The organism is Stutzerimonas stutzeri SDM-LAC (genome assembly GCF_000235745.1).
GTDB classification, from domain to species: Bacteria; Pseudomonadota; Gammaproteobacteria; order Pseudomonadales; family Pseudomonadaceae; genus Stutzerimonas; species Stutzerimonas stutzeri_H.
Genome location: NZ_AGSX01000085.1, coordinates 1 through 21,995 on the forward strand (window position 1 = coordinate 1; position 21,995 = coordinate 21,995).

General features: G+C 64.2%; 18 protein-coding genes. 8 read left to right on the plus strand and 10 right to left on the minus strand.

Features of this window, described 5'->3' with window-relative positions:
- The first annotated feature begins 110 nt into the window (after window positions 1-110).
- From PSTU_RS0109950 to PSTU_RS0109960, 3 genes are all read left to right on the plus strand, one after another.
- Window positions 111-1,901: an acyl-CoA dehydrogenase C-terminal domain-containing protein gene (locus PSTU_RS0109950; protein WP_019340887.1), complete on the plus strand. Its 1,791-nt coding sequence runs from the start codon at window positions 111-113 to the stop codon at window positions 1,899-1,901.
- A gap of 186 nt (window positions 1,902-2,087) precedes the next feature.
- Complete coding sequence (locus PSTU_RS0109955) at window positions 2,088-3,251, plus strand: iron-containing alcohol dehydrogenase (RefSeq protein ID WP_019340888.1); 1,164 nt, start codon at window positions 2,088-2,090, stop codon at window positions 3,249-3,251.
- 59 nt (window positions 3,252-3,310) lie between these two features.
- Window positions 3,311-3,757, plus strand: coding sequence for an acyl-CoA thioesterase (locus PSTU_RS0109960; RefSeq protein WP_019340889.1), 447 nt, complete (start codon window positions 3,311-3,313; stop codon window positions 3,755-3,757).
- 106 nt (window positions 3,758-3,863) lie between these two features.
- Here the strand turns inward: PSTU_RS0109960 and PSTU_RS0109965 are convergent, their stop codons facing one another.
- From PSTU_RS0109965 to yrfG, 5 genes are all read right to left on the minus strand, one after another.
- Window positions 3,864-4,328, minus strand: a complete 465-nt coding sequence (locus tag PSTU_RS0109965; RefSeq protein ID WP_019340890.1) for a YMGG-like glycine zipper-containing protein — start codon at window positions 4,326-4,328, stop codon at window positions 3,864-3,866.
- A gap of 201 nt (window positions 4,329-4,529) precedes the next feature.
- A complete protein-coding gene (locus PSTU_RS0109970; RefSeq protein WP_019340891.1) occupies window positions 4,530-6,851 on the minus strand; it encodes an FdhF/YdeP family oxidoreductase in 2,322 nt (773 codons plus the stop codon).
- Window positions 6,848-7,690, minus strand: coding sequence for a formate dehydrogenase accessory sulfurtransferase FdhD (fdhD, locus tag PSTU_RS0109975; protein ID WP_019340892.1), 843 nt, complete (start codon window positions 7,688-7,690; stop codon window positions 6,848-6,850). Before fdhD ends, PSTU_RS0109970 begins: the two co-directional genes overlap by 4 nt.
- Before the next feature lie 105 nt (window positions 7,691-7,795).
- Window positions 7,796-9,892, minus strand: a complete 2,097-nt coding sequence (locus PSTU_RS0109980; RefSeq protein WP_019340893.1) for a PAS domain-containing protein — start codon at window positions 9,890-9,892, stop codon at window positions 7,796-7,798.
- A gap of 168 nt (window positions 9,893-10,060) precedes the next feature.
- Window positions 10,061-10,741 carry a GMP/IMP nucleotidase gene (yrfG, locus tag PSTU_RS0109985; RefSeq protein ID WP_029404708.1) on the minus strand — a complete coding sequence of 227 codons (681 nt, stop codon included), beginning with the start codon at window positions 10,739-10,741 and terminating at the stop codon, window positions 10,061-10,063.
- 120 nt (window positions 10,742-10,861) lie between these two features.
- Between yrfG and nudE the strand changes: the two genes are divergently transcribed.
- The 3 genes from nudE to PSTU_RS20655 all read left to right on the plus strand — a co-directional run bounded on the left by nudE (window position 10,862) and on the right by PSTU_RS20655 (window position 15,231).
- The gene (gene nudE / locus PSTU_RS0109990) at window positions 10,862-11,428 is read left to right on the plus strand and encodes an ADP compounds hydrolase NudE (RefSeq protein WP_019340895.1); all 567 of its coding nucleotides are present in this window, start codon (window positions 10,862-10,864) and stop codon (window positions 11,426-11,428) included.
- On the plus strand, window positions 11,425-12,246 hold the full coding sequence (gene cysQ, locus PSTU_RS0109995) for a 3'(2'),5'-bisphosphate nucleotidase CysQ (protein ID WP_019340896.1): 822 nt from the start codon (window positions 11,425-11,427) through the stop codon (window positions 12,244-12,246). Before nudE ends, cysQ begins: the two co-directional genes overlap by 4 nt.
- Before the next feature lie 120 nt (window positions 12,247-12,366).
- Window positions 12,367-15,231 carry an ATP-binding protein gene (locus PSTU_RS20655; protein WP_019340897.1) on the plus strand — a complete coding sequence of 955 codons (2,865 nt, stop codon included), beginning with the start codon at window positions 12,367-12,369 and terminating at the stop codon, window positions 15,229-15,231.
- Window positions 15,232-15,239: 8 nt separating this feature from the next.
- On the opposite strand, the gene PSTU_RS0110005 is transcribed toward PSTU_RS20655, so the two are convergent.
- Both PSTU_RS0110005 and PSTU_RS0110010 read right to left on the minus strand, forming a co-directional pair.
- The gene (locus PSTU_RS0110005) at window positions 15,240-16,232 is read right to left on the minus strand and encodes an asparaginase (RefSeq protein WP_019340898.1); all 993 of its coding nucleotides are present in this window, start codon (window positions 16,230-16,232) and stop codon (window positions 15,240-15,242) included.
- A gap of 57 nt (window positions 16,233-16,289) precedes the next feature.
- Complete coding sequence (locus tag PSTU_RS0110010) at window positions 16,290-17,735, minus strand: alanine/glycine:cation symporter family protein (RefSeq protein ID WP_019340899.1); 1,446 nt, start codon at window positions 17,733-17,735, stop codon at window positions 16,290-16,292.
- Window positions 17,736-17,886: 151 nt separating this feature from the next.
- Here PSTU_RS0110010 and PSTU_RS0110015 point away from each other — a divergent pair, with 151 nt between their 5' ends.
- Entirely contained in the window at window positions 17,887-18,708 is an 822-nt protein-coding gene (locus PSTU_RS0110015) for a helix-turn-helix domain-containing protein (RefSeq protein ID WP_019340900.1), read from the plus strand.
- A gap of 3 nt (window positions 18,709-18,711) precedes the next feature.
- On the opposite strand, the gene PSTU_RS0110020 is transcribed toward PSTU_RS0110015, so the two are convergent.
- The 3 genes from PSTU_RS0110020 to PSTU_RS0110030 are packed head-to-tail and all read right to left on the minus strand — an operon-like array spanning window position 18,712 to window position 20,500.
- Window positions 18,712-19,398 (minus strand): GNAT family N-acetyltransferase, encoded by a 687-nt coding sequence (locus PSTU_RS0110020; protein ID WP_019340901.1) that lies wholly within the window; start codon window positions 19,396-19,398, stop codon window positions 18,712-18,714.
- Between the two features lie 12 nt (window positions 19,399-19,410).
- The gene (locus PSTU_RS0110025) at window positions 19,411-19,854 is read right to left on the minus strand and encodes a GNAT family N-acetyltransferase (protein WP_019340902.1); all 444 of its coding nucleotides are present in this window, start codon (window positions 19,852-19,854) and stop codon (window positions 19,411-19,413) included.
- Window positions 19,844-20,500 carry an FMN-binding negative transcriptional regulator gene (locus PSTU_RS0110030; protein ID WP_019340903.1) on the minus strand — a complete coding sequence of 219 codons (657 nt, stop codon included), beginning with the start codon at window positions 20,498-20,500 and terminating at the stop codon, window positions 19,844-19,846. Before PSTU_RS0110030 ends, PSTU_RS0110025 begins: the two co-directional genes overlap by 11 nt.
- Window positions 20,501-20,591: 91 nt before the next feature.
- Here PSTU_RS0110030 and PSTU_RS0110035 point away from each other — a divergent pair.
- The coding region (locus tag PSTU_RS0110035) for an aminotransferase class I/II-fold pyridoxal phosphate-dependent enzyme (protein ID WP_019340904.1) at window positions 20,592-21,995 on the plus strand (1,404 nt) is incomplete at its 3' end.

Here is a 21,995-nt window from a genome sequence, read left to right on the forward strand (position 1 = left end):
CTCAACGCACTGGCTGAGCGCCACGGCCCACACTGGCAGCCGGCCGAACTGATCGACAGCCTGGCCACCCTTGGTGGTCGCTTCGTCGACTACAAGAAGGAGGCCTGAGCATGGAGTACAAGGCCCCCCTGCGTGACATGCGTTTCGTCCTGCACGAGCTGTTCGACGCCAGCGCTCATTGCGAGCTGCTCGGCAACGGCCTGGACCGCGAGCTGATCGACGGCGTGGTGGAAGAAGCGGCGCGCTACACCGGCGGCGAAATCGCACCGCTCAATCGCAACAGCGATGAAGAAGGCGTGACCCTGGAGAACGGCGAAGTCCGTACGCCCCAGGGCTTCGTCGAGGCTTACCGGCAGTACGTCGACAACGGCTGGGCCAGTATGACCGGGCCGACCGAGTACGGCGGCCAGGGCTTCCCGCAGCTGGTCGCCTGCAACTTTCACGAGATGTTGATGGGCGCCTCCCTGTCCTTCCGCATCTATTCGGGCCTGACCGAAGGCGCGGTGCTGGCGCTGTACAAGCACGGCAGCGACGAGCTGAAGAAGGCTTATCTGGAGAAGCTGGTCAGCGGTAGCTGGAGCGGCACCATGTGCCTGACCGAGCCGCAGGCGGGGACCGATCTCGCGCTGTTGCGCACCAAGGCTGAGCCGCAGGCGGACGGCAGCTACAAGGTCAGCGGCAGCAAGATCTTCATCTCCGGTGGCGAGCACGACATGAGCGAGAACATCGTGCATCTGGTGCTGGCGCGGCTGCCGGATGCACCGGCGGGCGTGAAGGGCATCAGCCTGCTGCTGGTGCCCAAGTTCATCGCCAACGCCGATGGCACGCCGGGCGAGCGCAATGCGCTGTCCTGTGGCGCCATCGAGCACAAGATGGGCATCAAGGGCGCGGCCACCTGCGTGATGAATTTCGACGGCGCCACCGGCTGGATTGTCGGCGAACCCAACCAGGGCCTGGCGTGCATGTTCACCATGATGAACGACGCGCGCTTCCAGGTCGGTCTGCAGGGCTTGGGCATCGCCGAGCAGGCCTATCAGGGCTCGTTGGCCTACGCCCGTGAGCGGCTGCAGTCGCGCGGTCTGGCCGGCGTGCAACACCCGGACAAACCGGCCGACCCGATCATCGTCCACCCGGACGTTCGGCGCATGCTGTTGACCCAGAAGACCCTGGTCGAAGGCTGCCGCATGCTCGCCGCCTATTGCGCCCGGCAGCTGGATCTCGAACATGGCCATCCCGAGCCGAGCTATCGCAAGGCAGCGAGCAAGCGTGCGGCGTTGTTGATCCCCATCGTCAAAGCCTTCTTCACCGACATGGGCCAGGAAGTCGCGAGCCTCGGTGTGCAGGTCTACGGTGGTCACGGTTATATCCGCGAGTGGGGCATGGAGCAGTTGATGCGCGACAGCCGCATCACCCAGCTGTACGAGGGCACCAACGGCATTCAGGCGCTTGATTACATCCGCCGCAAGCTGCTGGGGGATGGCGGTGCGGAGCTGTCGGCACTGCAGGCGGAGTTCAGTGGAGTCTGTGATCGGCAGATCGATCGACCGGCGCTGCATGACATGGCGAGCAAGGTGCAGGCGCGACTCGGCGAATGGCGCGAGTTGACGGCCGACATCATCGCCGCGACCGGCCGGGATCCGCAGGAGATTGGTGCGGTGTCGGTGGATTTCCTGCAGTACTCGGCCTATGTGTTGTTGGCCGGGCTCTGGTTGCAGGCGGCCGCCCGCGCCCAGGATGCGCTGGAGCAGGGCGCCAGCGAAGAGGCGTTTTATCAGGCCAAGCTGGCGAGTGCCGACTTCTATCTGCGCCGTGTATTGCCGCGGGCGAGCGCGCATCGGGAAGCGATTCAGGGGGGCGCCGAATGTTTGATGGCATTGCCGGAGGCGGATTTTGCGTTTTAGCCGGGAGCGGCGGGTCGTCGTCAAGCGAGTGATGGGTTGCACCCATCCTACGGGCGGCACCGGTGCCGCCTTGAGCAATTCGTGGGATGGGTGAAACCCATCAGCCCGGGGCTGAGCAGAACCGGGATGCTTTAGGCAACGAAGCGCCTCCGCAAGGAGGGCCCCATATTCGACACAGGAGGCACCATGCATCCGTTCAGCTTTGCCACAACCGCTCAATTGATCTGCGAGCCCGGCTCGTCGCGCCGCCTGGCCAGCCTCTGCAAGGAGCGCGAGGCGCGTTCCGTGTTGGTCGTGACCGATCCGGGCATCACCCGCTTCGGCCTGCTCAACGAGGTATTGCCGGGCTTCGAGACGGAAGGGTTGCAGGTCGCTGTTTACGATCAGGTCGTCGCCGATCCGCCGGAAGCCATCGTGCTGGCCGCGGTCGAGCAGGCGAAAGCAAACAAGGCTGATCTGATCATCGGCTTCGGTGGTGGCAGTTCGATGGACGTCGCCAAGCTGGTCGCGCTGCTGGCCCATCCTGATTGCGCGCAATCGCTGCAGAACATCTACGGCGTCGGCAATGCCAAGGGGCAGCGCCTGCCGCTGATCCAGGTCCCAACCACGGCCGGCACCGGCTCGGAAGTCACGCAGATCGCCATCATCACCACCGGCGAAACCACCAAGATGGGCGTGGTCTCGCCGCTGTTGTTGCCGGACCTGGCGCTGCTGGATGCCGACCTCACCCTGGGCCTGCCACCGGCGGTGACCGCCGCCACCGGTATCGACGCCATGGTGCATGCCATCGAGGCCTACACCAGCGCGCTGAAGAAAAACCCCATGTCCGACCTGCTGGCTCGCGAGGCGCTGCGGCTCTTGGCCGCCAACCTCGACGAGGCGGTGCACAATGGCAGCAACCGCGAGGCGCGTCAGGCCATGCTGCTCGGCGCCTGTCTGGCGGGGCAGGCCTTCGCCAACGCCCCGGTGGCCGCCGTGCATGCGCTGGCCTATCCGCTGGGCGGCAACTTCCACATCCCGCACGGGCTGTCGAACGCGCTGGTGCTGCCGCAGGTGCTGCGTTTCAACGTCAGCGCGGCGACCACCCATTACGGCGAGCTGGCGCCGATCGTCCTCGGTGATCGGCTGCGCAGCGATGATCCGTCGACCTATGCCGAGCAGCTGATCGAGGAGTTCGAGCAGATGAGCGCCCGCGTCGGCCTGCCGACCCGCCTGCGCGACGCCGGTGTGCCGGAGGACATGCTGCCGCAACTGGCGAAGGAGGCGATGCTCCAGCAGCGCCTGCTGGTCAACAATCCGCGCGAAGTGACCGAGGCCGATGCCTTGGCCATCTACCGCGCCGCGTACTGACTCCGTTGGTGCACCGCGTTGCCTGCGGTGTGCCGGTTTGCTGAATAGGGACTTCTCGTATGGCCGAACAACCGCAGCACCTGCGCGCCGATTACCGTCACTTCCAGCCCATCACCACGCGCTGGCATGACAACGACATTTACGGCCACGTGAACAACGTCGTGTACTACAGCTATTTCGACAGCGCGGTGAACGCCTATCTGATTGCGCGTGGCGGGTTGGATATTCACGAAGGCGAGGTGGTGGGGTTCGTCGTCAGTTCGTCGTGCGACTACTTTGCCTCCATTGCCTTTCCCGATGTACTGGAAGTCGGTTTGCGGGTCGGCAAGCTGGGCAACAGCTCGGTGCAATACGAGCTGGCGATTTTCAAGGCAGGCGAAGCGCAGGCCTGTGCGGCGGGGCGTTTCGTGCATGTGTTCGTGGAGCGCGCCAGCAATCGACCGACGCCGATCCCAGCTGGCTTGCGTCAGGCGCTGGAGGCGTTGGCGGTCGAGGCTGATTGCTGAAGTAGCGAGCGGCTACATCGAGATTGCCGGGGAGCAAATGCAGAGGCGCCGGCGATAGCGCCGCTGCAGTTGGGCTGCGGATAAACCCGGCGAGTCGGTATCCGACTCAGTGGTGATGCTTGTGTTTGTGCTTCCAGTGCCCCTTGGCTTTGCCCGGATGACCATAGTAACGGCGGTCGTCACGGTAGCGGCGATCGCGGCGATAGTCGTCGTGATCATCGCCGTAGGCGTTGCCGATCGCACCACCGGCGCCGCCGCCCACGGCTGCGCCGATCAGGCCACCGGTGCTGCCACCGACACGCTGGCCGATCACGTTGCCGCCTGCGGCACCCAGGCCTCCGCCGATGGCCGCTTCGGTACGGCTGCGCTTGTCGGCTCCGACCATGCCGCCCGCTGCGCCGCCGACACCCGCGCCGATGGTGGCGCCCGTTGAGCCTCCCAGGTGTTCGCCGACCACCGACCCGAGCGCACCGCCCAGCGCGCCGCCAACGGCGGCTTCGGTGTTGCTTCCGGCGAAAGCGGCGCCGCTCAGCAGGCCCGCGGACAACAGCAGAATCGAGGAATACTTCATGGTGAAACCTCTCAGTGAATGGCGCCGCGATCCTCACGCGCCGAGGCGGTGTTTCGCAAGGCTTTAGCGATGAAAGGTGTGATGCGTTTCGCTTTTCGTAAGTATTTGATTTAGCTGGGGAACTTGCATCAAGCGAAACGGTCTGAAGCCGCTTGTGCGGTGCGCTTTCAGGCGCACTTCCAGACATTCCAGAAGTGCTGATCAGGCGATAACCGGGCTCGGTTTCGCTGCATGCAGCCGAATCGCTACCGCCTTGGATGTCGGCGTATGGCTGCCGATTCCGACGCTGGTCAGCGGCACCAGCGGGTTGGTTTCAGGATAGTAGGCGGCGGCCTGTCCGGTCGGGACGTCGAAGGCCAGCAGCGTGAAATCTTCCACCCGGCGTGTGACGCCGTCATTCCACAGCGACTCGATGTCGACCTTCTGCCCTGGCTCAAGGCCCAGCCGGCGAATATCGTCGATATTGGCGAAGATGAGCCGACGCTGCCCCTTCACACCGCGATAGCGATCATCCAGGCCGTAGATCGTGGTGTTGTACTGGTCGTGCGAGCGCAGCGTTTGCAGGATCAGGTCCGGTTGTATATCACTGTCACGCAGCGCTTCGCCGAACAGGTCGGCCGGCAACGGGTTGGTGATGAAATTCGCGCGGCCACTGGCGGTCTTCCAGCGGCGGCCCGCCGCGGGGCTATCCAGATGAAAGCCACCGGGCTGTTGAATGCGCTCTTCAAAATCGGAGAAGCCGGGGATGATTTCGGCGATCAACTGACGGATGCGCGCATAGTCGAAAACCAGCGCATGCCAATCCACGGGGCTGGCGCCGAGCGTTGCCTGTGCAATGCCGGCAATGATCGCAGGCTCCGAGCGCATCAATGGCGAAATGGGTTCCAGCTGCCCGTAAGAGGCGTGGATCATGCTGAACGAGTCTTCCACCGTGACGGCCTGCGGGCCGCTGGGCTGATGATCGATATCGGTACGGCCAAGGCACGGCAAGATCAGCGCATCACGCCCGACGGTCAGGTGGCTGCGATTGAGCTTGGTGCTGATCTGCACGGTCAGTGCACACTTTTGCAGCGCCTGATGAGTTCGCAGGCTGTCCGGCGTCGCCTGGGCAAAGTTGCCACCGAGGCCGATAAAAACCTTCGAGCGGCCGTCGAGCATCGCCGCGATGGCTTCCACCACGTTGTGCCCAGGTTGGCGAGGCACGGCGAAATCAAAGCGCTTTTCCAGTGCGTCGAGCAGCGCAGCGGGCGGCCGCTCGTTGATGCCCATGGTGCGGTCGCCCTGCACGTTGCTGTGGCCGCGCACCGGACAGAGCCCGGCGCCCGGCTTGCCCAGGTTGCCGCGCAACAGTTGCAGGTTGGTGATTTCCTGAATCGTCGCAACGGAATGTCGGTGCTGGGTGATGCCCATCGCCCAGCAGATGATCACCCGCTCGGCATCACGGAAAATCCGCGCCGCCTGTTCCAGCTCGGCGAGGCCCAGGCCCGACAGTTCCTCAATGGTTTCCCAGCGCGTGGCGTCCAGGGTAGTCAGGTAGCTGTCGATACCACGGGTGTGCTGCTCGATAAAGGCATGGTCGAACACGGGCTGATTGCCTTCGGCCTGGGCTTCGCGCTCCCAGAACAGCAGCAGTTTGGCGATGCCACGCATGGCGGCCATGTCGCCGCCCAACGCTGGGCGGAAGAAGGCGGTATTGAGCGGCGCAGAGCCGTTGGCAAGCATTTCCAGCGCGTGTTGCGGATGCTGGAAGCGCTCCAGCCCGCGTTCTTTCAGCGGGTTGAAACACACCACCTGCGCGCCCCGCGCCACCGCCTCGCGCAGCGGTTCGAGCATGCGCGGATGGTTGGTGCCGGGGTTCTGGCCGAGCACGAAGATGGCGTCGGCTTCGGCAAAATCCTCGAAGGTAACGCTGCCTTTGCCGACCCCAATACTTTCGCCGAGCGCGACCCCGCTGGCCTCGTGGCACATGTTCGAGCAATCGGGGAGATTGTTGCTGCCGTAAGCACGGACGAACAGCTGATAGAGAAATGCGGCTTCGTTGCTGGTGCGGCCTGAGGTGTAGAACTCCGCTTGGTCGGGCTTTTCCAGCGCGTCCAGGTGCTCGGCGATCAAGGCGAAGGCTTCGTCCCAGCTGACGGGACGATAGTGGTCGCTGGCCCTGTCGTAGCGCATCGGTTCGGTCAGGCGGCCCTGGTACTCGAGCCAGTAGTCGCTCTGTGCGCGCAGCTGGGTAACGCTGTGGCGCGCAAAGAAGGCCGCATCGACCCGCCGCCTGGTGGCTTCCCAGTTCACCGCCTTGGCGCCGTTTTCGCAAAACTTCACCGCGCCGTCGTCCGGCGAATCGCCCCAGGCACAGCCGGGGCAGTCGAACCCGCCGTTCTGGTTGGTCTTCATCAGGGCACGGATGTTTTTCAGTGGCTGCTTGCTGTCCAGCCAGGCGCTGGCCACGCTGCGCAGCGCGCCCCAGCCTGCTGCGGCGCCGGTGTAGGGCCGGTAACGGGGTTTTTCCGGTTGCAGGCTCATCCCTGGGCTTCTTCTGTCTGATCCGTCGGGCTGAACACCCGCGGCGGGCTACGGTGGGGAATATGAATGAGGTTGAGGTTGTGCCGTTGCGCCCATTGCGCAGCCAGGCCTGTCGGCGAAGAAAAGCTGACCAGCGTGGGAATGCCGGCGCGCTGGACCTTGTGGATCAGCTCCAGGCTGCAGCGGCTGGTGACCACCGCCACGCCGCCGGTGACGTCCTGCCCGGCTCGGCTCAGGGCGCCGATGAGTTTGTCCAGCGCATTGTGTCGACCGATGTCCTCGCGGCCGAGGATTATTCGTCCCTGGGCATCGATGAACAGGGCTGCATGCACGGCGCCGCAGCGTTGCGCGAGGGGCTGAAACTCGGCGATACGCTGGCGAAGATCATCCAGCCAGCGCACCGGTGGCAAGGGCGCGACGGGCATCGCCGGCAGCTGTGGCAGCGCCTGTTCCAGTGCCTCGACGCCGCACAGGCCACAACTGGCGTTGCCGGGTAGCTGTCGGCGTTGCTCCTTGAGCTTCCAGAATGCGCGGCTGGCGATCTCCACCTCGGCGTGGCGGCCTTGGCCGGCGCCGCTTACGCGTATGTCATAGATGTCGGCTGTGCGTTCAACGATTCCGGCGCCAAGGCTGAAGCCGACGACAAAATCTTCGAGGTCCGCCGGGGTAACCATCATCACCGCCTGGCTGAGCCCGTTATAGGCAATCGCCAGTGCGCATTCCTCGGCCAGCTCCACCGGCTCTGGCTGCGGCTCGTCGATCGCCTGGAAGTGATAGCGGCCACTGGCGTCGGTTGGCGCTTCGATCAGCGATTGATGAGGGCGGCTTGACGCAGTCATGGGCAGGCTCGACAGATATTGCGGACAGATTTCCAGCGACTGTGCGCGGCTGTGGCTGGATTTTCAATGCTCTTGCGACACACGCCGATTGCCAGTGCGGCAGGCTCAGCCGGGCGGCGTGTCTGCGAGCATGTCGCGTATGCGCGTTGCCAGGTCATCGATAGCGAACGGCTTGCCGATCATGTCCATGCCGGCATCGAGAAATCCGCTGCTGATCGCCTGTTCAGCATAGCCCGTCATGAACAGCACACGCAGGCCTGGGCGGTGCTCGCGAGCGATGTCTGCCAGCTGCCTGCCGTTCATGCCCGGCAGGCCGACGTCGGATACCAGCAGGTCGATGCGCTCGCTGCTCTGCAAAATCTTGACGGCCGCGTTGCCTTCGGCAGCTTCCAGCGTGCGATAGCCGAGCATCGTCAGTACGTCCAATACCAGCAGACGCACCGCCGGATCATCCTCGACCACCAGCACGGCCTCGCCAGGTACCGCTTCGCCACGCAGGGCTTGCTCCGGCAGGTCGCCATTGAGACTGGGCTGGGTGCCCGCCAGCTGCGCCTCCAGCGAATGGTGGGCGGGCAGGTACAGGGTGACTTCGGTGCCGTTTCCGGGTTCGCTGCGCAACTGAACATGACCGCCGGCCTGTCGGGCGAACCCGTAGATCATGGAGAGCCCGAGGCCGGTGCCCTGGCCGATGGGTTTGGTGGTGAAGAATGGCTCGAACGCGGCAGCCAGTACCTTGGGCGTCATCCCGCAGCCACTGTCGATCACGCTTAGGGTGACGTAGCGGCCGGGTGCCAGCTCGCCGATTTCGCCGTGCTGCAGTGTCACGTTGGCGGTCGCCATGTACAGGCTGCCACCCTTGGGCATCGCGTCGCGGGCGTTGATCACCAGATTGAGCAGGGCGCTCTCCAGCTGGTTCTCGTCGCTGTTGGCCGGCCACAGGTCCGGCTGCAACAGCGCGTCGACCAGAATGTGGCTGCCCAATGTCCGTACGATCAGGTCGCGCATCGACTCTACAAGCTCATTGAGGTCGACGCGCTTGAGGTTGAGCGGCTGCCGTCGGGCAAATGCCAGCAGCCGATGGGTCAGTGCTGCGGCGCGGTTTGCCGAGGTTACGGCGGCATCGATGAAACGCTGCGTCTCGCCATGACGGCCTGACTGGTTATAACGCTGGATCAGATCCAGGCCGCCGATGATGCCGGTCAGCATGTTGTTGAAATCGTGCGCAATGCCGCCGGTGAGCTGGCCAACGGCATCCATCTTCTGAGCCTGGCGCAGCGCTTCCTGTGCCTGCTCGCGGCTGCTCATCTCGGTCAGCAGGCGCTCGTAGACCTCGGCCAGCGCGGTGGTGCGCTCCTGAATCCGGCTTTCGAGCGTATCGTTGAGCTCGCGCAGCGCCTGTTCTGCCTCCCAGCGCTCGGTAACATCCTGAGCCAGCACCACGAAACCCCGTACATCACCGTTGTCGTCGCGACTCGGCAAGTAGTGCATGAGCGACTGCCGCAGACGGCCATCCTGATGCGGCATGAAAGCCTCGAAGATCACGTCTTCGCCGGCGAGTGCCCTGGCTATCTCGTTGGTGCGTGCATCGACCGCGGGCTTGCCAACCACCTCCTCCAGGTGCTTGCCGTATAGCCAGGCGGGGGGATGGCCGAACCACGCTTCGTAATGACGATTGTTGTAGCGGTAACGCAAGTCTTTGTCCACGAAGCCGATGAGCACGGGCAGCGCGTCGGCGATTACGTTCATCTCGACTTCGCGGCGTCGAAGCGCTTCGTCGTCGCTGGGCCGTAAACACAGCAGCTGGCCGGCAACGCGGTTGCCTTCGCGGATGGGGCTGATCGCCAGGTCGAACCTCGGACCGGCCCCGTCCAGGCCGCTTCCCGAGAGACACTGATGGTGAAGCAGGTGGGCTTCGTCACGGCTGACTTGCTGGTAGGCATCCAGCGTTGCCGGCATGCCTAACGCGCTTGGGTGGTGATCCCCAATGGCAGCGGCATGTGCGTCGTTGTAGAGCTGCACGCCGGCTTCGCCCCACAGGATGCACATCGGCAGCGGCGCTTCGAGCAAGGTATCGAGCAATACACGCAGGGTCGGCGGCCAATGCTCGATCGGGCCCAGCGCCGTTGCGCGCCAGTCGTGCCGGCTAATCAGTCGGCCCATTTCGCTGCGTTCGGAAGGCCAGAATCCTGCGTCTACAGCCATAGTTCATCCATTTGGGCGAGCCAGGTGGGTTGTACCCGCATCGCACTTAAGCGTCGTTCATGTGCACGGAGGGCAGCGATCGCACCGATTGCCGCTTCGTCATCCGCACGCCATCTCTTGTAAGGCGGTTACGGCTACGCCGGAGTTAAGTAAGCCCGGCTGTTCCGGTCAGAACGAGAAACCCTGCAGGCTGCGAATCAGCTCGAGGTAGTCGTCGACCGCGGTGAATTCTTCAGTGTTCTTCTTGCCTCGGCGACTGTCCGGTTCGCTGATCGCCAACAGGTGGGAAATGCCGTAAGCCCGGGCGCTACGCAGGACGGGCAGGCTGTCGTCAATGAACAGCGTGGTCGTCGGATCGAAATCCAGGTCCGTTTTCAGCGCGTGCCAGAACTGCGCCTGCTCCTTGGGAAAGCCATAGTCGTGAGAACTGATCAGACGATCGAACCAGGGTGCCAGTTCGATGCGTTCGAGTTTCAGTGATAGCGAATCGCGGTGCGCATTGGTGATCAGCACCACGCGCTTGCCGGCGTGGCGCAGGGCGGCGAGAAATTCGTCGGCGGCCGGGCGCAAGGCGATCAGATCGGCGATCTCACGCTTCATCTCGCGAATCGGCAGGTTCAGCTCGCGGGTCCAGAAGTCCAGGCAGTACCAAGTGAGCTTGCCTTCGTGTTCGTTGAACAGCGGAGCCAGCTCCAGCTCGGCCATTGCGCGGCTGATGCCGTGCCGTTCTGCGTAGCGCTGCGGCAGCAGGTCGAGCCAGAAGTGATTGTCGAAATGCAGATCCAGCAGGGTGCCATCCATGTCCAGCAGGACGGTGTCGATCTCGGACCAGGGCAGTGAAGCAATCATGGTGGGCTCTTGTTCGGCGATTGGCACAATGGTGCGACAGCGGTCGGTTCGATGCAAAGCGTTCACGGTGATCATAAAAAGCCGGGTTATGATTGGCCTTCGCGTTTCAAGGATAACCCCATGCGCCAGAAACCTACCGTACTTGCCCGTGAGATCGTCGCCAGCAGCCGCCTGTTCCGTGTCGAGGAGCTGCAGCTGCGGTTCTCCAATGGCGTGGAGCGTACCTACGAACGGCTGGTCGGCAGGGGGACCGGTTATGGCGCGGTGATGATCGTCGCGTTGGAAGCCGACGGGCGGGCCTTGCTGGTCGAAGAATACTGCGGCGGTACCGACACCTATGAGTTGTCACTGCCCAAGGGGCTGATTGAGCCGGGTGAAGATGTACTCGACGCGGCCAACCGTGAATTGAAAGAAGAGGCCGGCTTCGGTGCCCGCAACCTGGAGCTGCTCACCGAGCTGTCGCTGTCGCCGGGCTATATGAGCCAGAAGATTCAGGTGGTGTTGGCGCGCGACCTCTATCCCGAGCAGTTGCCGGGAGACGAACCGGAGCCGATGCGTGTCGATCGGGTGGATCTGCGCGAACTGTCCAGCCTGATTCAGAACCCGCAGTTCAGCGAGGGACGTGCCCTTGCAGCGCTCTACCTGGCGCGCGACCTGCTCAGCCAGCGCGGGGATTTCGTTCAATGAGCCATCCCTATCTGGCAGCCGTCATCGATCTGGTCCGCGCTGCGGGCGAGGCCATCCTGCCGCACTGGCGCAACGATGTGCAGGTGCATGAGAAGGCCGATGCCTCGCCCGTCACTGCTGCTGATATGGCCGCTCATCACCTGCTGGCCGATGGTTTGCGCGCTCTGGATCCAAGCATCCCGGTGTTGTCCGAAGAGGATTGCGGGCTGAGCCTCGCCGAGCGCGCTGGCTGGACGCGCTGGTGGCTGGTCGATCCGCTGGACGGCACCAAGGAATTCATTGCCGGAAGCGCAGAGTTCACCGTCAATGTCGCTTTGGTCGAGCAGGGGCGAGTGCTGTTCGGTGTGGTCGGAGTGCCGGCCGATGGTCGCTGCTATTACGGCGGAACCGGGTTCGGTGCCTGGCGTACTGACGCCGATGGCGCGGCGCAGCCCCTGCGGGCGCGGCTTCAGGCGGAGGGCGGCTTTACCGTGGTTGCAAGCCGGCGCCACTCAAGCCCGGCGCAGGAACGCTTGCTCTATGGCTTGCGGCAGCGTTTTGGTGAGCTGGCATTGGCCAGTGTCGGCAGCTCGCTGAAGTTCTGTCTGTTAGCCGAGGGGGCCGCCGACTGTTACCCGCGGCTGGCGCCCACGTCGCAGTGGGACACGGCGGCCGCTCAGGGAGTACTTGAGGGTGCGGGCGGCGAGGTGCTGAGCACCAGCGGCAAAGCCCTGACCTACGAAGCGCGGGAAAGCTATCTCAACCCGTCGTTTCTGGCGCTGCCACGAGACGTGGAGTGGCGCACCGCTCTGATCGAGCTGGCAAGCAGGCAGGATTAGTGCTGTACGCGCAGATATCGGCTCGGGCTGCTAGCGGTCAGCGGGCCTCCGCAGCGGCCGTGCTAGGATTCCGTGCCGTGACCGAACCGAGCGCCTGAGTCGGAACGCTGGAGCTGCGCTGTGTCGAAAAAACCAACCGGGATACGCCAATGGATCTGGCGCGCCTTCGTTCAGACTGCGCTGATCCCGCTGGTGCTGGTCGAGGTCGTGCTGATCGCGGCCTACCTGCTGACCAACAGTGCCATCCGCGATGCGCAAATCGAGCACCTGCGCGAAACGGCCCTGTCCGAATTACGTACAGCGGCTGCTCGCGAGTCGCGGGTGATCAGCCAGCAGTTACAGGAGGTGGCGAAAGCGACCACCCTGTTTCGTAACTTCACAGTCGACGCGCTGGAGGATGACAGCCCCGCAGCGCCGGTGCCGCTGGTGCTCAACGCCGATGGGGTTCGCTATAGCCCACGCGATCTGGGCGGTGCCGCCAGCTTCTACTCCGGGCTTACACCGCCAGAGCACCACGATCTGCAAAAGGTGGCCAGGCTTCATCGCCTCGACCCGCTGATGAAGGCGCTGCACACCAGCAATCCACTGATCGCCAGCCTGTATTTCAACAGCTGGGACAGTTACAACCATATCTATCCCTGGTTCGATACGGCGCAGCAGTACCCATCGGACATGAACATCCCCAGCTACAGCTTTTTCTACCTCGCCAACGCCTGGCAGAATCCGGCGCGTGCTGTGGTCTGGACGGATGTATACCTCGATCCGGCCGGGCAGGGCTGGATGATGTCGGCGGTTGCGCCGGTGTACCGAGGTGGCATGCTCGAAGGCGTCAGCGGTATCGACATTACGGTGAGCAACCTTCTGGACCAGATCAGCCGTCTGCGGGTGCCTTGGGGCGGCTATGCGCTGCTGGTCAGCCGTGACCTGAGCATCATGGCGCTGCCCGAATCGGGCGAACGGGAATTCGGGATCAACGAGCTGACCGAGCACTACTACGACGACGCCGTGCGCCGGGAGACGCTCAAGCCTGAAGATTTTCGCCTCTATCGCCATGGCCAGACCCGCGAACTGGCCAAGGCGGTCGCAACCCAGAGCGAAGGGGTCATGGGCCTGGAGCTCAATGGCGAACAGCGGCTGGTCGCCTGGGCAACGGTGCCGCAAACCGGCTGGCACCTGCTGGCAGTGGTCGACGAAACCGAAGTCTTCAGCCAGACCAATGCGCTGGCCAGCCGCTTTCGACAGATCGGCTATCTGCTGATCGCCGGGCTGGTGCTGTTCTACCTGCTCTTTTTCGCCTACATGTGGCTGCGTGCGCGCCAGCTCAGCCAGCCATTGCTCAAACCGATCGCGGGTATTTCGCAGATGATGGGGCAGATCGGCCTTGGTCGCTGGCAGCCTGAACCCGTCTCGTCAGAGATTCGCGAACTGGACGATCTGGCGCAGCACACCCAGGCCATTGGCGCCCAGCTGGAAGATAGCGAGGCCCAGCGTACGAAGATGCAGGAGCGTCTCGAGCTGGTACTCGAAAGCGCCACGGAAAGCCTCTGGGAAAACGACATGCGTCGCGGCGTGATGCAGCTTCGGGGGCGTCTGCCGGCGCGCTTCGGGTTGTCTTCGGCACAGCTGAGCGAGGCTCAGTTTCTGCAGCGCATCCATCCGCTGGACGTCGCTCAGGTGCGTGCCGAACTGGACCGGATGCGTGGCGGCCAGGCGTTGCGGTATGAAAGCGAGTACCGCTTTGCCGACGCAGTGGGTGAATATCACTGGCTGCTCAGTCGCGGCCGGGTGCTGGAGCGCGACCCTCAAACAGGTGAAACGATCCTGGTGGCCGGCACCCATGTGGATATCGATGCCATCAAGCGGGTCGAGGACGATCTGCGCCAGGCCATCCAGCAGGCGCATGCGGCCAACGAGGCCAAAACCCACCTGATATCCAGCATCAGCCATGAGCTGCGTACCCCGCTCAATGCCATCCTTGGATTCGCCCAGCTGATGCGCATGGACTGCTCGCCGGAGGCGCAGCCGGAAGCCGCGGATTATCTCGATGAAATCCTGCTGGCCAGCCGGCATCTGAACCAGTTGCTCGGTGACATCCTCGAATGGTCGAGCCTGCAGGCCGAGCGGCCCCGGCTGACGCTCAAAGCCGTCGAAGTCACCGCCTTGATGCGTGAGTGTGCCGAGCTGGTGGCGCTTGATGTGCAGCGTCACGGGCTGCAGCTGGAGTTCGAGCTGCCGCCCGGGCCCGTCGAGGTGCAGGCCGAGGCGCGTCGGTTACGTCAGGTGCTGCTGAATCTGCTGTCCAACGCAATCAAGTACAATAAGCCAGACGGGCGAATTGTGCTGCGGATCGAGACGGTCGCCGGGCAGGTCAGGCTGATGGTCGAGGACACCGGCCTGGGAATCGACGAAAGTTCGCAGGCGCAGCTGTTCGAGCCGTTTCGCCGGCTTGGCCGCGAAAGCTCGAACATTCAGGGCGCCGGCATCGGCCTTTCGCTGTGTCTGGAGTACGCCAAGCTCATGGGTGGAAGTATCGGGGTGAAGAGCGCGCCGGGGATCGGCAGCCGCTTCTGGATCGCGCTGCCATCGGTCGGCACGCACGGCGCCGAACCGCTTCGCCAGCGCCCCCGGATCGTTTATGTCGAAGATGACCCGGCCAGCCAGCTGCTGGTGCGCAAGGCACTGGCTGACCTGGCTGATGTCAGTGTGATCGGCAATGGGCGGATGGCCTTGGAGCACCTGCTGGTCGACCCACCGGAATTGCTGCTGCTGGACATCAACCTGCCGGAACTGGGTGGCGCGCAGCTGCTGCATTTGTTGCGCCAGGCGCCCGCCACGCGATGGCTGCCGGTGATCGCGCTGAGTGCAGCAAACGAGATGGACGACGGGCTCGACTACCAGGATTGGCTGAGCAAGCCGCTGGACCTCGACGAGCTGCGCCAGCGGGTCCGCGACTGTCTCCAGGAGCTCGATTTCAACCCGAGCTGAGCGGCGCGCTAATCGACACGCTCACCGCAGAGGTCGAGGGCAAACCAGTGCTCGACCTCGGTTTGTGACAGTCCGACGCCGAGCAAGGCGAACAACTTGCCCAGCGCGGCCTCACGGGTCATGCCGCCGCCTGATTTCAGTCCGTTGGCTTCCAGCTTGCTGCCCGCAGCGTAGATGCCGAACTCGACGTGGCCCTGCGGGCACTGGCTGATTGCGGCCAGGACGACGCCGCGTTGATGGGCGTCCCGCAAAGCGTTCAGCAGATCGGCATCATCGGCAGGGCCGGTGCCGCTGCCATAACATTCGAACAGCACGGCTTGTACGCCGCTGGACAACAGAGCATGCAGCTGCGCCGCCTGGATGCCCGGATACAGCGGCAGCACTGCCAGATTCACCGGCTGACGAGGTTGTCGGTAATCGAGTGTCGCGGGGATAGCGGGTGCCCGCTGACCTTGACGCAGGCGTGGCAGCACACCGAACGCATCGAGGCTGGCGGTGCCCAGTTTGCTGACCCGGGCGCCGTGCATCAGTTTGCCAGCGAAGTAGAGATGCACGCCTGGCTTGACGCCCGCGTGCAGCGTCTGCAGCGCACCGAACAGATTGTCCCAGGCATCGCTACCGGGCGCACCGGCCGGCAACATCGCACCGGTCAGCACCACCGGCACTTCGAAACCCAGTAGCAGGAAGCTCAAGGCAGCAGCGCTGTAGGCGAGGGTGTCGGTGCCATGCAGGACCAGCACTGCGTCGCAGTTGTCCTGCTCGACGCCGGCCCGAATCGCCGCGACCATCGCCAGCCAGTGGATCTGGTTCATGTTGGCGCTGTCTATGGGTGGCAGCAGTTCGCGGAACTGCCAGTCCGGCACGATCAGCTCGGGTTGCTTGTCCTGCTGTTCGCGCAATCGGCTGGCGAAGCCGGACGCAGGCATCAGCCCTTCGGCGCTCTGTTGCATGCCAATGGTGCCGCCGGTGTACAGCACCAGGGTCTTTCTGGAAGCCGACATAGGGTCTCCTAATGAAAACAGGGGCCAGCGGCCCCTGTTCAAGCGACGCGGACCAACTTAACGCTGAAGGGCCTGGCCGGCTGCGGTGGCGGTGGTGGCTGGCGATTCACTGCCAACGCTGGCTGGCCAGACGCTCGGGTCCAGGTCCAGATCGGCGAAGTTCTTCGGGTCGAGCACCGGAGACTCTACACCGGCCTTGCGCTGGCTGTCGTAGTCGCGCATCAGGCGCAGGCCTACTTTGAACAGCAGCGCCAGGGCGATGAGGTTGCAGATTGCCAGCAGACCCATGGTGACGTCGGCGAAGCCGAATACCGTGCCCAGGTCCTGGATCGAGCCCCACATCACCAGGCCGATGACCATGATGCGGTACACCAGCACCGGCCAGCGCTTAGCGGTGAAGAAGCCCAGCGCGTTCTCGCCAAGGTAGTAGTTGTAGATCAGCGTGGTGAACACGAACAGCAGCAGTGCCACGCTGATGAACACCCGGCCCCACTCGCCGACAACGGCAGCGACGGCGGTTTGCGTCAGCACCACTCCGGCCATTTCGCTACCTGGTTCGAAGACGCCGGAAAGGATGATGATCAGCGCGGTGCAGCTGCACAGCACGATGGTGTCGATGAACACGCTCAGTGACTGCACGATGCCCTGTGCGACCGGGTGCTTGACCTCAGCGACCGCCGCCACGTTGGGCGCACTGCCCAGCCCTGCTTCGTTGGAGAACAGACCGCGCTTGACGCCCATGATGATCGCCGCGCCGATGCCGCCCGCGAACGCCGGCTCGAGACCGAACGCGCTGCGGAAGATGGTGCCGAAGGCTTCCGGAATGTCGCCGGCGTTGCTGCCGATGACGAAGATCGCCATGGCGATGTAGGAGAACGCCATGATCGGCACCAGCACATCGGCGAATTTGGCGATGCGCTTGATGCCACCAAAGATGATCAGGCCGATCACCACCATCAGCGCGATGCCGCTGACGAATGTGGGCACGCCGAAGGTGTCATTCAGCGAGCTGGCAACGGTGTAGGACTGCACGGCGTTGAAGCCGAAACCGAAGGTCACCAGCAGCAGCAGCGACACCACGATGCCCAACCAGCGCTGGCCGAGGCCGTGCTGAATGTAGAACGCCGGGCCGCCACGATAGCCGCCATCGGCTTCACGGCGCTTGTACAGCTGCGCCAGCGAACATTCGAAGTAGCTGGTGGCCATGCCGACCAGCGCAACGATCCACATCCAGAAGATCGCGCCCGGCCCGCCGAGCATGATGGCGACCGAGACGCCCGCGATGTTGCCGGCACCGACGCGGCCAGCGACGCTGAGCATCAGCGCCTGGAACGAGCTGAGCTGTCCTGGCTGGCGTTTGAAGGCTTCGCCGAAGATCTGGAACATGCTGCCGAAGTAGCGAAACTGGACGAAGCGCGAGGCGATGGTGAAGTACAGGCCGAGGCCAATCAGCATCACGATGAGCAGCTTGCTCCAGATGAGATCGTTCAGGAGATCGAGCATGAGGGAAGAGTCTCTCTTGTTGTTTTGACAAATGTTGAAACGCAGGGCCGGAATGGTTGGCCAGACTCGACGGTCATGCAATTGCGCGGGTCGCGGCGAACTGGCGCGAGTTGATGCTAGAATCGCGCCGCTCGCATCACAGGGATCGACCATGCACGACCATCTCGGCGCCAATCTCAAGCTGCTTTGCAGCCACTACCGCTCCATAGCCGAGGTCTGTCGCAAGCTGTCGATGAACCGCGCGCAGTTCAACAAATACCTCAATGGCCAGAGCCGACCGACCGCGCACAACCTCAAGCGGATCTGCGATTTCTTTGGCGTCGAGGCCTACGAACTGAGCCTGCCCAGCGACCAGTTCACCCAGCTGATCGGCATGCGCGGCCATGATCAGGAGCGCGTCGCTGCCAGCGATCCGCTGCTGGAGCTGTTCCAGCCCATGCGCGACAACGCCAACAGCCTGTCGCGCTATTGCGGCTACTACTTCGAATACGCCAACTGCATGTCGGTCCCCGGACAGATCCTGCTGTCGCTGGTGCATTTGCGTGAAGACCGCGGCAGCTTCGTCTTCGAACGCCAGGAACGTCAGGAACAGTCGCGTGCCGACAATCCGAGGGCCGAGGATTGGGTGGTGCGCTGCCGTTATCTGGGTGCTGCCTTCTATCTGCAGGATCGTCTGTTTTTGATCGATTACGAGTCGCTGACGGGAAACGAGATCAGCCAGACCATCCTCATACCCAGCTTCAAAAGCCGCATCAGCCGCCTCAACGGCTTGAAGACCGGCGTCTCCAGCGGCGACCGCCGTACCCCGGTCTGTACCCGCGTGGTCTGGGAATACCTCGGTAGCGAAATCAACCGGGTCAATGCCTATCGGCAGGTGATGCTCTATGACCTGGATGACTTGCGCATTGATCCGGAAATCCGCGAGCGCCTGGCTTCGGTTTCGTTGCGCGACGGCTTGTTCGAGATCGAGTAAGGCCTAGCGTGGATCGCCGCGGAGCGCTTCCAGACGCCGCCGCTGCTGGCCATGGGCGTCGAAGTTGTCCGCCTGCAGCCAGCGTTCGAGCGCTTCGCCGCAGGCCGGCCACTGGTGGTCGAGCAGGGCGAACCAGGCGGTGTCGCGGTTGCGCCCCTTGATCAGCATGTGCTGACGAAACAGCCCTTCGTAGCTGAAACCCAGCCGCGTGGCGGCGCGCATGGAGCGGGCGTTTTCGGCATTGCATTTCCATTCCAGGCGCCGGTAGCCCAGCTCGACCAGGGCCAGCCGGGCCAGCAGATAGATCGCCTCGGTCGACGCCGGGCTGCGTTGCATCGCCGGGCCGAAGACGACGTGACCGATCTCGATGCAACCGTGTGCCGGCGTGATGCGCATGAAGCTCAGCAGCCCGACCGCCTGCCGTCGGCGCCGGTCGATCACGGTGAAGAACATCGGATCGGCAGAGGTGGCGCAATCGCCCAGCCAGCGGTCGAATGCGGCGCGCTCGAGAAAAGGGCCGTAGGGCAGATAGTCCCACAGCACGGGGTCGCCAGCCCCCTGCAACGCGTCCCAGAGGTCGTCGCCGTGCTGCGAGAGGGACAGTGGCTCGAGGTCCACGTACTGCCCCATCAGTGGGGCTCGGGGCGGGATGGGCACCGGCTGCCAGCCGGTCAAGGTCTGCATGGTCATGCGGGCACCTGTTCAGAGCAGTTTGCGGTATTGGACGAAACCCGAGCGAGCGGCGATGCGCTCATAGAGTTGCATCGCGTTGTGGTTGCTTTCGTGGGTCAGCCAGTGCACCCGCGAAGCCCCCGTGTCACGGGCATGGGCATAGACGTGCTCGATCAGACGCCGGCCGACACCAGCGCCGCGCAGGCCATCGCTGACGAACAGGTCCTGCAGGTAGCAGTAGTCGCCGGTGGTCCAGCAGGAGCGGTGATAGAGGAAGTGCACCAGACCAACCGCCTGGCCGTCCTGCCAGGCCAGTGCGGCATGCATGGGTTCGGCTGGATCGAGGAAGCGTTGCCAGGTCGTGGCGCTGGTCTGCTCGGGCACGCTGCTCTGGTAGAAGGCCAGGTAGCGCTGCCACAAGGGAAACCAGGCAGCCTGATCGTCGGCGGTGATGGGGCGGATATCAATGCTCATGCGGCATCCTTGGGGTCGTTGCGTGATGGAGTTGGGCGGCCAGTTCACGGTCGCGGCTGTCGTGGCTGCTTGCCAGGCCGTCACGCACGCCGGCCTGGTCGGCCGGGCTGCGGTTCTGGCTGAGCTTCCATTTGCCGTGCAGCTGTTCGATCGGCAGGGCGAAGCCGACAATGGCGCGCAACAGCTTGTCGATATAGGCCGCGGGCGCATCGCCGACCGCCCAGGGTTGCTCGCGCGGGGCCTCGTGCTGCGCGCTGAGACGGGTCAACAGCTGCAGCAGGCGCTCGCGGTCGTCAAACACCTCGGCGCGTCCTTGCGCCTGCACGCTGATGTAGTTCCAGGTCGGCACCACCTTGCCGTGCTCGGCTTTGCTGGCGTACCAGGACGGGCTGACATAGCCCTCGGCGCCCTGGAATATCACCAGCGCCGGCTGGCCTTCGGCGAGGTCGTGCCATTGCGGGTTGGCCCGGGCAAGGTGCCCGTACAGCGTGCCGAAGCGACCCTCATCAGGCGCCAGCCACAGCGGCAGGTGGCTGGCGAGCAGGCCCTGGGCGCCATGGCTGACGAGAGTGGGCAGGCGGCTGTCGCGCATCTGCTGGTGCAGCGTCGCAAGGTCGTCCTGGCGAAAAGCGGTGGGGATATACATCGTCCGGCTCCTGGCTGATGAAGCCATGCTAGGCGGAGCATTGGTCTGCTGTAAGATCCACTTTTTATGACTTTCATGGAGCCAATTTGCGATGCCGATCCCGTCTGCTCCGCCGTTGTCTGTCGACCTGTCCGGCATTCGCCTCGATCCTCAGCGCGGCCTGGCGCGCCAGCTCTACCAGGCACTGCGCGAACGCATCCTCGACGGGCGCCTGCCCGGCAGCACGCGGCTGCCGGCGAGCCGCGATCTGGCGGCCCTGCTGGGGATCTCACGCAATACGGTCATCCGCGCCTTCGATCAGCTGTACGCCGAAGGGTATGTCGAGGGCCGCATTGGCGCGGGCACCTTCGTTGCCGGGTTGGGTGCGAAAGCCGCGCCGATTCCAATCGCGCCGGCCGACACCCTGCAGACGGGCGCCTTGCAGATGCTGCAGAGCCATCACCTGAATCCGCCGCTGAGTGGGCCGCCACGGGCGTTCCGGGTTGGCGTACCGGCCTTCGACCTGTTTCCGTTCGAGACCTGGGCACGGCTGTCCGCGCGCTTCTGGCGCAAACCGTCGCCGGCGCGCCTGGGCTACGGTGATCCGGCTGGCGATCTGCAGCTGCGCGAGCTGATCGCCGCCTATCTGCGCAACAGCCGAGGTCTGCACTGCGCGCCTGGGCAGATCCTGGTCACCAGTGGTGCACAGCAGGCCATCAGCCTGTGCGCGCAATTGCTGGTCAGCCCCGGCGCGCGGGTCGCGGTGGAAAACCCCGGCTACCGCGCCGCAGGGCACGCCTTGGCGATCGCGGGGGCGCAGCTGTGTGGGGTGGCGGTGGACAGCGACGGTCTGGATACCGCCGAGCTGGCGCAGGTAGATGGCTGCAAGCTGGTTTACGTGACGCCGTCGCATCAGTACCCGACCGGCGTCACCCTGTCGCTGGCGCGGCGGCTGGAGCTGCTGGAGTGGGCGCAACGCAACGATGGCCTGATCATCGAGGACGACTACGACGGCGAGTACCGCTATAGCGGCACGCCATTGGCGCCGCTTGCGGCCCTCGATCGGCAGGGCCGTGTGCTCTATGTCGGGACCTTCTGCAAGATCGCGTTTCCGGCGCTGCGCCTGGGCTATCTGGTCCTGCCGCCGGCGTTGGCCGAAGCCTTCGCCCGCCGTCGTGCGCTGGATATGCGCCACTCGGAGATCGGCACCCAGGCGGTCATGGCCGAATTCATCGCCGCCGGGCATTTCCAGCGACACATCCGGCGCATGCGCAGCGCGGCGCGGGCCCGGCGCGATGCCTTGCTGGCGGGTTGGCCGAGCGCGATCGACGGCTGTGCGCCGCTACCGCCGGTGCATGCCGGGCTGCATCTGTGCGTGCGGGTGAACAGCCTGGCGCGCGAGCGCGCGTTGATCGCTGCGGCTGAACGGGTTGGCGTGGAGATGTCGGCCCTGAGCCGCTACTGGCTGCCTGACAGCGCCACCCCGGAGGATAAACGAGCGGGGCTGGGGCTGGGG